The following is a 13715-nucleotide window of genomic DNA, read 5'->3' as shown; positions in this document are numbered from 1 at the left end:
GGCTGTCAACCGCGAATTTCCGTGCCGTCAGGCTGTCAACCGCGAGCCGATTCCAGCAACAACCGGCGTTCGGCGGCTGCGACCGTGCGCCGGGTGGCCGTCACCGCGTCGGGATTGACCGACACCGAGGTGATGCCCATCCGGACCAGGTGCTCGGCGAATGCGGGGTTGGTCGACGGTGCCTGGCCGCACAGCGACGAGGTGATGCCGTGCTTGCGCGCCGTGGCGATGATGCGTCCGATCGCATCGAGCACCGCGCCGTCGGATTCGTCGAACAGTTCGGCGCAGATGTCGGAGTCGCGGTCGACGCCCAGGACCAGCTGGGTGAGGTCGTTGCTGCCGATGGACACCCCGTCGATGCCCATCGCGATGTACTCGGGCAGCCAGAACATCACCGACGGCACTTCGGCCATCACCCACCGGTGCAGACCGCGTTGCCTGCCCAGCGGGCTGGCGTCCACCTGAGCCAGGCACGATTCCAGCTCCCACCGTGTCCGGACAAAAGGAATCATCAAGTGCACGTTGGGGTTACGCTCCCGCACCCGGGCCAGCGCCTCGAGTTCGAGCGCGAACAGGTCGGGCTCCTTGACGTAGCGGTAGCAGCCGCGGTAGCCGATCATCGGGTTGTGTTCGACCGGCTCGTAGGCCTCGCCGCCCTGCAGACCGCGGAATTCGTTGCTGCGGAAGTCGGTGGCCCGGTAGACGACCGGCCTGGACCCGAAGGCGGCGGCGATGCGGCCGATGGAGGCCACCATGGCGTCAACCAGGCCGGCCTGCTCGCCGCGGGCGATCAGGTCGCGCGGGTGGCGCCCGGAAAGGGCTTGGGTGAGCAGGAACTCGGCCCTCAGCAGGCCCACTCCGTCCACGTCCTGGGCGGCGACCGCCTCGGCGGTGTCCGGAATCGCCAGGTTGACGTAGATCTTGGTGCCGGTGGTCTCGCTGACCGTCGCCACCGTGGCCGATGGCGCCGCGACCACCTGCGCCGGTGCGGTGGCGGCGCCGGCGGTGACGGTGCCGCGGCCGCCGTCGACGGTGACGACGTGACCGTCGTGCAGGATTGTCGTCGCGTCGCGGGCGCCCACCACGCACGGAACCCGCAGCTCGCGCGCGACGATGGCCGCGTGGCAGGTCATCCCGCCGGTCTCGGTGACCAGCGCCGCGGCGCGGCGGATCGCCGGCAGCCAGTCGGGGTTGGTCATCGGGGCGACCAGAATCTCGTTGTCCTGCAGGCGGTTACCCTCCTGCGGGGTGCGCAGCACCCGGATGCGACCCGAGGCCGAGCCGGGCGCGGCCGGCAGTCCGCGCACCAACACCCCGGATTCCCCGGACTCCCCCGATTCGTCGGCCTCGTCGTCGTACAGCATGGTGATCGGCCGGGCCTGCACCAGCCAGGTCTTGCCGTCGGCGATCGCCCATTCGACGTCCTGCGGGCAGCCGTGGTGATTCTCCACCGCGACAACGAGTTCCGCGACCCGCCGCAGCGCGTCGTCGTCGAGTACGCGCGCTTCGGCCTGCTCGGGTGTCAGTTCGACGATGACGTCGTGACCGTCGGCACCACGTTCGATCTTGAAGGCCTGGTATCCGATCGAGAAATCGCGCACCCCCAGCGTCTTCTTGTCGATGACATAGGTGTCGGGCTGGACCTTTCCGGACACCACGACCTCACCCAGGCCCAGCGCGGCTTCGATGACCAGGTGATCCCGCTCGCCCGTGCTGGGGTCGGCACTGAACGCGACACCGGACTTCTCCGAGGCGATCATCTGCTGGACGACGACGGCCATCGCGGGGTCCGCGGTGAAACCGCGACTGGCCCGGTAGGTGATGACCCGTGGGCTGAACAGCGAGGCCCAGCACTGCGTCACGGCATCGATCAGGTCCTCGCCACCGGTGATGTTCGTCAGCGTCCGGTTCATCCCGGCAAAGGAGGCGTCGCTGCCGTCTTCGCCGGTGGCCGAAGAGCGCACCGCCACAACGGCATTCGATCCCAGCCTGGCGTAGGAATCGAGCAGCTGCACGCGCACGTCGTCACTGACACCCGCCTTGGCCACCAGCTTCTGCATGCGCTGGCACAGTTCGCCCAGCCGGGCGCTGTTGTCGACCTGCGCCAGCGCCTCCCGGTGCAGCGCAGCGAGTTCGGTGTCCACACCGCCGGCCCGCATCGCCGCCTGATAGCCACCACGGAGCAGGACGAAACCCGGTGGAACCGGCAGACCCGCGGCGACCAGCTCACCCATATTGGCGCCCTTGCCGCCGGCCTCCTCGGCGTCGGTCAGGCGCAACGCCGATATGTCCGCGACGTAGCTGTTGTTCGTGGTCATGCCCGTTCCTTTCGGTGCAGAGTGTCGTCGGTCGCGCGGCTCCAGACCTCATAGGCCTGGGCCACGGAAGCGTCGAGCGGCTGGGAGGTGTCCATTCGATACGCCGACTCCCAGGCGTCGCGTCGTGCCGCCAGGGCGGCGGCGATGTCGGGGGTGGCATCGGAGTTGCCCGGTGCGCGGTGCTCGATGCGGCCGGCGCTCGTCTCCACCGGCACGGCGCACACGATCTCGGCGATCCGCGCATGGGTTTCACCGGCCATGCGCCGGGCCTGGGCGCGCAGACCCGGGTCCTGCCAGGTGCCGTCGAGGATCACCGACCGCCCCTCGTGCAGCAGTACGCGGGCCCGGTGCAGCACCGTTTCGTAGACGGCGGCGACATTGTCGGGGCTGTAGAGACCGGAGTCCAGCACCCCGGGGCTACCGGAGATGGCACCCGACTCGCGCAGCTCCCGTCGCACATCGTCGGTGGAGATCACCTGTGCGCCAACTTGTTCGGCGAGCCCGCGGGCCACGGTGGACTTACCGCTGCCGGGATTCCCCCCGATCAGCACCAGTCGGACGGCTCCGGCGGCGAGGTGCTCAGCCGCTATCGCGAGGTGCCGCGCGGCGTCGTCGGCGGATTGCTGTCTGCCCTGCAGGAACCGCACGCAATCGACCTTGGCCCGCACACCCGCCCGGTAGGCGATGTAGAAGTGCTGCAACGACGGCGGCGCCGCATCGCCCGTCAGCGCGACGTAGCGCGCCATGAAGTGGTCGCCGAGGTCTTTGCGGCCCAGGAACTCCAGGTCCATGGCCAGGAAGGCGGCGTCGTCGATGCGGTCCAGATGGCGCAGTTGGTCGTCGAACTCCAGGCAGTCCAGCAGCACCGGCTGACCGTCGACGAAGAAGATGTCGTCGGCGAGCAGGTCACCGTGGCCGTCGAGGATGCTGTCCTCGTCGATGCGGCGGGCGAACAGCCGGCCCCGGCCTGAAACGTATTCCGCGGCAAGGCGCTCGATGCGGGTGACGGTCTCCTGCGTCACTCCCGGAACCGCGGTGAACTGGTGCAGTTCGTTCAGATTGGCCCGCCATCGCTGATCGACCGCACCGGCCTCACCCTGGATGCTGATCAACGGGCTGCGCTCGGCCCGGCTGTGAAAGTCCGTGAGCACCGCGGCTATCGCGTCCAACAGCCGCTCGCATTCGCCGGACGCCTTGTGGCCGAGCAAGAATGCCAGCCGGTCCTGGTCGCGGTAGCGGCGCATGACGACGATCGGTTCGGCGGCGCCTCCGGCCGGATCGGACAGGTGGGCCACCCCGAGGTACGCCTCGGGCGACAGGCGGCGATTCAGCTCGACCTCCCGCCGGCAGGCGCGCTCCCGCTCTTCGGTGGTGCGGAAGTCGACGAAATCGGTCAGCACCGGCTTCTTGGCCTTGTATGCCCGATCGCCGGCCAGCACGACAACACCGGTGTGGGTTTCCCGGACATCCAGAAACGGGGCTGTGGTCGAATCAGTTGAACGTTCGGCGGTAATCGCAAGCTCCATGACTCAGGCCGTCAGTCGCCGGGACGGGGTCTGCACCGGTCGCGCGACGATAACCGGTGTGCGGGTGGAGTGGACAACCGCGTTGCTGACCGACCCCAACAGCATGGCGCCGACCGAGCCGCGCCCGTGACTGCCGACCACCACCAGCTGCGCGGATTCCGCCTGCTTGATGAGTTGTCGAGCGGGCCGGTCACACACCACCACGCGGTGCACGGTCACGTCGGGAAACTGCTCCTGCCATCCCGCCAGGCGTTCGGCCAGAATGCGATCCGCGTCCTCTTTGAAGATGGTCCAGTCCAGCCCGGGCAATTCGACTGCTTCGATGTCGCTCCACGCGTGCACCGCTTTCAGCTCGACTCCGCGCCGGGAGGCTTCTTCGAACGCGATGGCCGTCGCCAGCTCGGAAGCGGGCGATCCGTCGATTCCCACGACGACCGGAGCGCCCGCCCGCACGTCTTCATCACGGATCACCGCGACGGGGCAGTTGGCGCGCCGGATCACCGCTGAGCTGACCGAGCCCAGCAGTCCCCGCCCCACTGCCGAGCGGCCGTGGCTGCCCACGACCATCAGCTCCGCGTTCTCGGACAGTCGCACCAGTGTCGGAACCGGCGGTGAGCATTTCAACTCGGTGGAGACCGGAACGGGCCGGGAGGTGCCGATAATGTCCTCGGCCACCTTGACGGCATGTTGCAGTACCCGGTGGCCGTCCTCGTCGCTCCACATCCCCATGCCCATCGACAACGGCATTTCCGGGTACATGGGGACCGCGGCGGTCACCATGTGGATCAGCGTGAGGGGGACGTGGCGCAACACGGCTTCCCGCGCCGCCCACACCACCGCGGCATTCGATGGTTCCGATCCGTCGACGCCGACGAGGATGCCGTGGCGCTCAGCCAGCGCGTCCATCTCGTTCTCCCTCCGTTACCGAAAACGCTATTGCCCGAACCGACCTGGGTCGTGGGGCTTTAGTCACCAAGTGCAGGGACGTGGGACCTTCATTGCCTTTTCGGCGGCCAACTGGAGCTCGCGCTGTGGCATCGTCACTGACGTGACCGACTGGCCCGCCACCATTGACCGGCGTTTTCACGATGCGGTGATCCTGAACCTCGACGGGGTGCTTTCCGCGGCGGTTTCGGGCGGCTTCCGCGCCTCCGATTCCACGGGGCCGCTGCTGCGCCGGCTGCGCGAGGCGGGCATCGGTACGGCGGTCTACTCGACCACCCGGGGCGGTGCGCAACTGTCCGAGGGTGTCATCGACGACCTCGGCGAGGTCGACGCGATCGAGTTCGCCGATGAACACGACTCCTCGGTGCTGACCCGGACAGCGGCCCGGCTGAAGGTTCGCCCGGACCGGTGCGCGGTGATCGAGCACGATCCGGCGGCCGTCGAAGATGCCTGCGCCGCCGGTTTCAGCCTGGTGATCGGGCTCGACCACGGCGGTGAGGAACTCACCTCCCGCGGAGCCGACGCCGTTATCGCCGACCTCGCCGAAATCTCGGTGCGCAATGCCGACGCGGTGATTTCGGCCATCACCGACGCCCTGCAGGTCTACAGCCAGCTCGAGGAGCTCGTCACCGCTCGCCAACCGGTGATCTTCGTCGACTTCGACGGCACATTGTCCGACATCGTCGGTCAGCCGGAGTCGGCGAAGCTGGTGCCCGGCGCCGCCGCGGCGTTGCGGGCACTGACACGGCAGTGTCCGGTGGCGGTGATCAGCGGCCGCGACCTTGCCGACCTTCGGGCCCGCGTCGACGTCGAGGGGTTGTGGTTCGCCGGCAGCCACGGCTTCGAACTCGTCGCACCCGACGGCACGCTGCACCAGAACGGCGAGGCTGCCGGGTCGATCAGCGCATTGGTTCGTGCCGCAACGCATCTGGCAGAAGAGCTCAAAGACATCCCCGGCACGATCGTGGAACGCAAGCGCTATGCGGTGGCGGTGCACTACCGCAACGCCGATCCGCAGGACGTCGACCGGGTGATCGCGGCGGTACGCCGGCTCGGGCGTTCGGTTGGGCTGCACGTCACGACCGGACGCAAGTTGGTCGAGTTGCGGCCGAACGTGTCCTGGGACAAGGGCAAGACGCTGCACTGGGTTCTGGAACGCCTTGCGGATCACCAGGATTCAGCGTCGACCACGACATTGCCGATCTTCATCGGCGACGACATCAGCGACGAAGACGCATTCGATGCGATTCGCTTCGACGGGGTCGGGATCGCGGTCCGCCACCTCGAGGGTGGCGACCGGCCGTCGGCCGCGACCTTCAGCCTCGAAAGTCCGGCTGCCGTCACCGAATTCCTGCACCGGCTGGCCAACGACCTCAGCGAGGAGTCGGAGGCCCCCAACGACGCGTGGGAACTCGTCTACGACCACTACGACCCGGCCGCCGAGCGGCTGCGCGAAACGCTGTGCACCGTCGGCAACGGCTATGTCGCCACCCGCGGCTGCGCCGCCGAGGCCACCGCGTCACAGCACCACTACCCCGGCACCTACGCGACCGGGGTCTACAACATCCTGGAAGACCAGATCGCGGGCCGGACCATCGAGAACGAGAGCCTGGTCAACCTGCCCAACTGGCTGTCCCTGACCCTTCGGATCGACGGCGGACCGTGGTTCGACATCGACCAGGCCGACATTCTCTCCTACCGGCAGGTCTTCGACCTACGCCACGCCACCTTGTCCCGGAAGGTCCGCTTCCAGGATGCCGCCGGCCGGATCACGACCCTGGACCAGCAACGCTTCGCCTCCATGCACGATCCGCACATGCTGGCGATGAAGGCCACCGTGTATCCGGAAAATTGGTCCGGCACAGTGGAGTTCGAGTCTCTGCTGGACGCCACCGTACGTAACACGATGGTCGATCGCTACAAGCCGTTGTCCAGCGCGCACCTGACCGAGGCGGTGATGCACGACGTCGCGCCGCACGGCGTGGTGCTGCGCACCGAGACATCGCAGTCCCGCATCGCGATCGCATTCGCCGCCCGCAGCACGGTGTGGCAGGGCAGCGATGCGATGAGCCCGGCCGACGCGCAGTACACCATGATTCGCGAGCACAACCGCGGCGGCCAACACATCGAAGTCGCGGTGTCCGCCGGTCAGCCGGTGACGCTGGAAAAGATCGCCACCATCTTCACCGGCCGGGACGCCGCCATCGCCGAGCCGTCCGCGGCCGCGGCGGAAAGCCTCGATGCCGCCGGACGCTACGCCGAACTGCACCGGGCGCACGCGCGCGCGTGGGCGCGGCTGTGGGAGCAGTGCAACGTCGGGCTGTCCGACGGCGACGACGCGCTGCGGGTCTTGCGGCTGCATCAGGTGCATGTGCTGCAGACCATCTCACCGCATACCGCCGAACTCGACGCCGGGGTTCCGGCGCGCGGACTGCACGGCGAGGCCTACCGCGGGCACGTGTTCTGGGACTCGTTGTTCATCTCTCCGGTGCTGAGCCTGCGCATGTCCAACGTGTCGCGGTCGCTACTGCTGTACCGGTACCGGCGCTTGCCGCAAGCCCGCCGGGCGGCGCACCGCGCCGGCCATCTCGGCGCCATGTTCCCCTGGCAGTCGGGCAGCGACGGACGCGAAGTCAGCCAGGAAGTGCATCTCAATCCCCAGTCGGGGCGCTGGGTACCCGACGCCAGTGCGCGGGCACACCACGTCGGGCTCGCTGTCGCCTACAACACCTGGCAGAACTACCAGGTCAGCGGTGACCGCCAGTTTCTGGTCGACTACGGCGCCGAGATGCTGGCCGAGATCGCGCGATTCTTCGTGGGCCTGGCCAACTTCGACACCGGCCTCGGCCGCTACACGATCCGCGGCATCATCGGGCCGGACGAGTTCCATTCCGGTTATCCGGGAAGGGAATACGACGGAATCGACAACAACGCGTACACCAACGTGATGGCGGTCTGGGTCATCCTGCGGGCGATGGAGGCGCTGGACCTGCTGCCACTGCGCGACCGTCTCGAACTCGTCGCCAAGCTCGGCCTGACCACTCAGGAGCGGGAGCGCTGGGACCACGTGAGCCGGCGCATGTTCGTGCCGTTCCACGACGGCGTCATCAGCCAGTTCGAAGGTTATGCCGAACTGGCCGAACTGGATTGGGAGGGATATCGGCAGCGGTACGACAACATCCAGCGACTCGACCGCATCCTGGAAGCCGAGAACGACAGCGTCAACAACTACAAGGCGTCCAAGCAGGCCGACGCACTGATGTTGTTCTACCTGCTGTCGTCAGAAGAGTTGCTCGGCCTGTTCGGCCGGCTCGGCTACCACTTCGCGCCTGAGCAGATCCCCCGAACGGTCGACTACTACCTGGCCCGTACCTCCGACGGTTCGACGTTGAGCGCAGTCGTGCACTCCTGGGTGCTGGCGCGCGCCAACCGCGCCAACGCTCTGGAGTACTTCCAGCAGGTGCTCGATTCCGACGTCACCGACATCCAGGGCGGAACCACCGCGGAAGGCATCCACCTAGCGGCGATGGCGGGCAGCATCGATCTGCTGCAGCGCTGCTTCACCGGGCTGGAAACGCGAGACGACCGGCTGATCCTCAGCCCGCAGTGGCCGGAAGGGCTTGGGCCGATCGAGTTTCCGTTCGGGTACCGCGGTCACCGCCTGCATCTGCAGATCAGCGGGCGCAGCGCGACCCTGACCGCGGAATCCGGCGGCGCGGGACCCATCGACGTCGAGTGCCGGGGCCGGATTCACCGGCTGCTGCCCGGCAGCACGATCCAAGTCGGATAGATCGCCACGGGCCGCGGCCAAACCGCCACGGGCCGCGGCCAAGAGGATTCAGGCGCGCTGTGTCAGTGCCGGACCAGCAGCACCGAACAATCCGGATATCCGAGAATCGGATGGCAGTTCGGGGTCTCCAGTCCGGGCAGCCCGGCCGCCTCGGACTCCCCGACGACGGCCAGATCGATTGCGCGACTGTGGTTCTCGACGGACCTGGCGCCGGTGCCGGAGGCCACGATCTGGACGGGCACGTCGGGATAGCGGCGAACCCAGCTGTCCAGGCGGCGGTCGATCTGGCGCACGATCGCGTGCCGGCGTCGGCCTTCCTCCATGGCCAGGCGGACCACCTCGTCGTTGTCGGGGTCGTCATTGAGGACGACCGCGATCACGCCCACCTGGGTGGGTGTGCCATCGGGGTTGGTGCGGATGACCGCGACCGGGCAGTGCGCATGGGTGACCAGCGCGGCGGCCGTGGGGCCCAGCAAGCCGTCGGCGGCCCATCCGCGCCGCGACGTACCCACGCATACCAGGGCCGCGTCGTGTGACGTGTTGATCAGAGCCTGCGCCGGGTCACCGGAGAGGATCGCGGTTTCGATCTCGACCGGCTTCTCCTGGGCCCGCGCCTCGCTGAGGATCGCGCTTTCCGCCTGCGACAGCACCATTTCGGCGCGTTCGAGATCCCATTCGGACGCCGCACCCGCGTCCTTGCCGGAGCCCGCAATCACGTAGGCCAGGCGAAGCGGCATCTGGCGGCTCAGCGCCTCGTCGATCGCCCACTTGGCGGCGTTGACTGCAGCTTGGGAGCCGTTGACACCCACCACCACCGACTTCGCGTCCAGCTGGTTCATGTCAGCTCCTGACTTTCGCTCACCATCAATCTATGGCGCGGTCAGCCGTTTCTGCAGGGGTCGTAGGGCCTGAGTTTGCAATGCCCTTCGTCCCGTCGCCCACCTCGTCAGGCTCGGCGGTCAACTCGAAAAGCCGGTCCACGTCCGAGCGCTCGCATACCGCGGTGCCGGGCGTCAACAACATCGCCGCACCCGCGGCGATCCCCAATCGCACGGATTTGGCGAGTGGCCACCCGCGGGTCAGGCCGACCGCGATGGCGGCGACCATCGCGTCACCGGCACCCACGCCGCTGCCGCCTTCCATCGGGACCGCGGCAAAGCGCTGACAGCTGTGCCGGGTCGCCAGCAGTGCCCCCGCCGAACCCAGCGACACCACCACCACCTCCGCGCGTCCGCTGTCCACGAGTTCGCGTGCGGCGCCGATCTGTTCTGCCTCGGTGGCCAGCTCGCGTCCCACACATTCGCGCAACTCCCGCACGCTCGCCTTGAGCAGGTAGACCCCTGACGAGACGCCCCGCAGCCCGCCACCGGAGGTGTCGAGGATGAGGCGGGCACCTACGTCGCGCGCGACGTCGGCCACCCGCTGATAAAAGTCGGCGGGCACACCCGGGGGCAGGCTGCCACTGGCCACCACGAAGTCCGCGGAGCGTGCGGCCATCCGCAGCTCCTGCAGGCATCGGTCCTGTTCGGCCTGGGTCAGCACCGGCCCGGGCAGGACGAACCGGAACTGCCGTCCGGTGCTGGTCTCGTTGACGGTGAAGCTTTCCCGGGTGGCACCCGCGATCGGGATTTCACCGAAGGGCACACCCGCGTCGCTGAGCAACCTGGTCAGCAGGCCCCCATGCGACCCGCCCGACGGCAACACCGCGAACGCCGAACCACCGAGCACATGGGCTATCCGCGCCACGTTCACCCCGCCGCCGCCCGGGTCGTAACGCGTTGCGCTGCAACGCAACTTACTGGTGGGTTGCACCACCTCCACGCTGGTGGTGATGTCGAGCGCGGGATTCATCGTCAAGGTGACGATCCGCGGTAGCCCCGGTGTGAAACCGGCGTGCATCCTCAACTCCGCTCGTCAGGGTGGACTGTGGTGGGGCTAGAGACCACTGGGATAGGTCTCCGGCGTCTCACCGGCGATCCATACGCTTGTCGTCTCGAGCGGCTCCAGCGCATGGGTCGTGTCGATGTGAATCATCGCATCGAATTGATCGCCGGGCCGGACGTGGAAGTAATGGCTCTGCCGTTCGGTCGCGGGCTGATAGATGACACCGATCGCGCGGCCCAACCGGACGGCCGACAACGGTTCGGCTGCCTTTTCGTTGATCCGCGCCGACACCAGGAAGGCGTCCTTGCCGGTCTGGTGGAACAGCTCTTCGACGCTGCCGGGCAGCGCCGGCCGGACCACCTTGCGTTCGGCGATGCCGCCCCATTCGCTGGCCGCGGTGACCGTGCCCGTGTAGGTGCTCAGGCCGATCAGGCGCGCCTCGCTGTGGTAGCGCTGCCGGGCCAGCTGCCCGAGGGTGAGCTGGCCATCGGCCCACACCTCCGTGGCGGTCGCGTCACCGACATGGGAGTTGTGCGCCCACACCACAATTCGTGCCGGCGGGCCGTCGTGGCGGTCCAGGTGCGGCAGCAGCGCTTCCAGGGTCTGCGCCATGTGCTTGTCGCGCAGATTCCAGGAGGACACCCGGCCGCTGAACATCGAACGGTAATAGACCTCCGCGTCGCGGACCGTCTGCGCGTTCTGCTGGGCATAGAACAGCTCGTCTTCGGCGAGCAGGCCATCGGCGCGCAAATAGTCCAGCGCGTTGCGGTGCAGCTCGACCAACTGCTCGATCGCCTGGTGCTCGCACTTCGGGCCGGCGCCGAATGCCGCCTTGTAACCGTATGCCTGCCCGTCGTCACCGGCGGGGTGGTCGAAGCACGCGTACCGGACCCGTGCGCGGGCCGCCGCCGCGGGATCCACCGTGTCGAGGTAGGTGATCACCTCGTGCATCGACCGGTGCAGGCTGTAGAGATCCAGACCGTAGAACCCGGCCTGCCGCTGCGCGCCCCTGTTGTGCTCGCGCAGCCAGTCGGCGAAGGCGCGAACGACGGTGTTGCGCCACATCCACCCCGGGAAGCGCTCGAAACCGCTGAGCGCCTGCTCGGCCGTCGTGTCTTTGCCCAGGCCGCGCACGTAACGGTTCACCCGGTAGGCGTCGGGCCAATCCGCCTCGGCCGCAACGGCACAGAAGCCCTTCTCCTCGATCAGCCACTTCGTGATCTCCGAGCGCGCCTCGTAGAACTCGTGGGTGCCGTGGGAGCTCTCACCGATCAGGACGATCCGTGCGTCACCGACGATCGCGTCGAGAACGTCGCGCGGCGGAATGCCCTGCGGCGCATCGATGGCCACGTCAGCGATCAGCTCGGCCGCCGTCGGGACCGCGGGTTTGACCAGGGCCAGCCCCGTGGTGGGCTTGGCCAGCAGTTCGCGCACCTCTTCGTCGCTGACCTGACGGAAGTCCCAGTACGACTCTCCCACGGCCATGAACGGGGTGGGCATCGAGGCGCAGACCACTTCGTCGACCAGACTGGCGAATTCCCGGCAGGTCGATTCCGGGGCGGCGGGCACCGCGATCACGATGTGGGCCGGCTCGGCGTCGCGCAACGCCTGAACGGCCGCGAACATGCTTGCGCCGGTGGCCAACCCGTCGTCGACGAGGATCACCGTCCGGCCGGCCACCTCTACCGGCGGGCGACCGCCACGATAGGCGGCCTCGCGGCGGACCAGTTCGCGGCCCTCCCGCTCGACGATGTCGCGCAGTTGCGCGGAGGTGATCCGCAGTCCCCGCAGCACGTCGTCGTTGACCACGACACGACCGCCACTGGCCAGGGCGCCGATGGCGAATTCCTCGTGCCCCGGGGCGCCGAGCTTGCGCACGATGAACGCGTCCAGCGGGGCGTGCAGCGCCGCCGCCACCTCCCACGCCACGGGCAGACCGCCGCGTGCCAGGCCCAGCACGATCACGTTCGGGTTGTCGCGGTAGTCGCCCAACAGGTTGGCCAGCACCTGGCCGGCTTCACGGCGGTCCCGGAACACCCGCCGCGGTGCGGGCCGCGAGGCCTCGGCTGCACTGGTCATGACGTACTCCTCTGATACTCAGATCACCCTGCGAGGCACACATTCCTCGGTGGCAATGCTTCATTCGACCAATCCCCCGGCACCGTCGGTAGGGACCGAAGTCCCGGCCTGAGGTGTACAGAAGCCATTTGTCCGGCTCAGCCGACGACCTCGAGCACCTCACCCAGGGGTCGCCGCGGGGTCGCCGCGGGTATCGGACCCGATGGTGCGATGCCGACTCGAATCAGAACCTGCGGAACGGACGCGCGACCCCCGGTGAGCTGGCGCAGGATGGCACGACCGGGCTCCAGCTCCGTCGCGTGCGTGATCGGGCAGGTAGCCAGTCCGGCCATGGTGCATTCCAGGAGGACGGCGGAGAGCGCCTCCCCGCAGCTGAGCGCATCGGCGCGGGTGTTCGCGGGCGTCCACAGCAGCACGATCTTGGCCTGATCGTGCCTGACGGCGCGCTCGGTGTCGCTTTCGGTGGGGAACTCCCGGTTCACACCGACGCCCCGGGCTTCGGCGCCTGACACCAGAGCAGCCTGCGGGATACCGTCATTTTCTCTGGAAGGCGCTGTCCACCAACTTAATTCGTGGTGGTAGCTGTCGTCGTAGCGGCGCAGGGCCTCGCTGAGCCGAGTGGCCTCCGCCAGCCGCGGGCGCGCGTCATCGCCCAACACCTGCAGCCCCACCAGGTCCTGGTCCACGCAGTTGCGCAGCAGCGGCTGCAGCGACGGCCAATCGTTGGGAGCCCGGAACGGGCGCCGGTCGGTGCGGCGAACCGTGATCGCGTCCGCGCGGTCGCGCCGGGCCCGCCCGACATATGCCATCGGCGTGAAGTCGGCCGAAGCCAGGTGATCGAGGTTGTTCGGGTTGGGGAACGCGTCGATGTGGGTCTCCCATCCGACGGCGGCCATCGCGACGCGGAGGTGGTCGAGGGCGGCGCCACAGCTCAGGACGGCCTCCCGGCCTGACCCGTCGGTGGAGGTCACGATGCGTTCCCGGTCGACGAACAGGTCGACGGCGGCACCCCGGACCACCCACCGCCACGGCTGGGTGTTGTGCAGCGAAGGAGCGTGGCATGCCAATTCCAGGGCGTTCGTGATCACCGCGGTCTCGACCAGCGTTCGGGTCATCGCACCCACCTTTCTGCTTTGAGTACGAGGTCCTGCTCCGCGTCCTGCTCCTTGTACG

At 68.2% G+C, this 13715-nt stretch carries 8 protein-coding genes; 1 reads left to right on the top strand and 7 read right to left on the bottom strand.

Features of this window, described 5'->3' with window-relative positions; translation table 11 throughout:
- Nucleotides 1-35 precede the first annotated feature (35 nt).
- From ppsA to QXK92_RS00860, 3 genes are read right to left on the bottom strand one after another with little or no spacing between them, the layout of a single operon-like run.
- A complete protein-coding gene (gene ppsA, locus QXK92_RS00870; protein WP_306239792.1) occupies nt 36-2318 on the bottom strand; it encodes a phosphoenolpyruvate synthase in 2283 nt (760 codons plus the stop codon).
- On the bottom strand, nt 2315-3844 hold the full coding sequence (locus QXK92_RS00865) for a bifunctional aminoglycoside phosphotransferase/ATP-binding protein (protein ID WP_306239791.1): 1530 nt from the start codon (nt 3842-3844) through the stop codon (nt 2315-2317). The genes ppsA and QXK92_RS00865 overlap by 4 nt, the downstream gene beginning before the upstream one ends.
- Nucleotides 3845-3847: 3 nt before the next feature.
- On the bottom strand, nt 3848-4750 hold the full coding sequence (locus tag QXK92_RS00860; protein WP_306239790.1) for a universal stress protein: 903 nt from the start codon (nt 4748-4750) through the stop codon (nt 3848-3850).
- A gap of 142 nt (nt 4751-4892) precedes the next feature.
- Here QXK92_RS00860 and otsB point away from each other — a divergent pair, with 142 nt between their 5' ends.
- The gene (otsB, locus tag QXK92_RS00855; RefSeq protein WP_306239789.1) at nt 4893-8579 is read left to right on the top strand and encodes a trehalose-phosphatase; all 3687 of its coding nucleotides are present in this window, start codon (nt 4893-4895) and stop codon (nt 8577-8579) included.
- Between the two features lie 62 nt (nt 8580-8641).
- Here otsB and QXK92_RS00850 read toward each other — a convergent pair whose 3' ends face one another.
- From QXK92_RS00850 to QXK92_RS00835, 4 genes are all read right to left on the bottom strand, one after another.
- Nucleotides 8642-9418, bottom strand: coding sequence for a universal stress protein (locus QXK92_RS00850; RefSeq protein ID WP_306239788.1), 777 nt, complete (start codon nt 9416-9418; stop codon nt 8642-8644).
- A gap of 25 nt (nt 9419-9443) precedes the next feature.
- Nucleotides 9444-10478 (bottom strand): 1-phosphofructokinase family hexose kinase, encoded by a 1035-nt coding sequence (locus tag QXK92_RS00845; RefSeq protein WP_306239787.1) that lies wholly within the window; start codon nt 10476-10478, stop codon nt 9444-9446.
- A 36-nt stretch (nt 10479-10514) separates the two neighbouring features.
- Nucleotides 10515-12542 carry an erythromycin esterase family protein gene (locus QXK92_RS00840; protein WP_306239786.1) on the bottom strand — a complete coding sequence of 676 codons (2028 nt, stop codon included), beginning with the start codon at nt 12540-12542 and terminating at the stop codon, nt 10515-10517.
- A gap of 137 nt (nt 12543-12679) precedes the next feature.
- On the bottom strand, nt 12680-13657 hold the full coding sequence (locus tag QXK92_RS00835; protein ID WP_306239785.1) for an NAD(P)H nitroreductase: 978 nt from the start codon (nt 13655-13657) through the stop codon (nt 12680-12682).
- Nucleotides 13658-13715: the final 58 nt, after the last annotated feature.

Origin of the sequence: Mycobacterium sp. TY815 (assembly GCF_030755135.1) — a bacterium.
Taxonomy (GTDB): Bacteria; Actinomycetota; Actinomycetes; order Mycobacteriales; family Mycobacteriaceae; genus Mycobacterium.
This window is presented reverse-complemented; position numbering and strand designations above follow the sequence as displayed.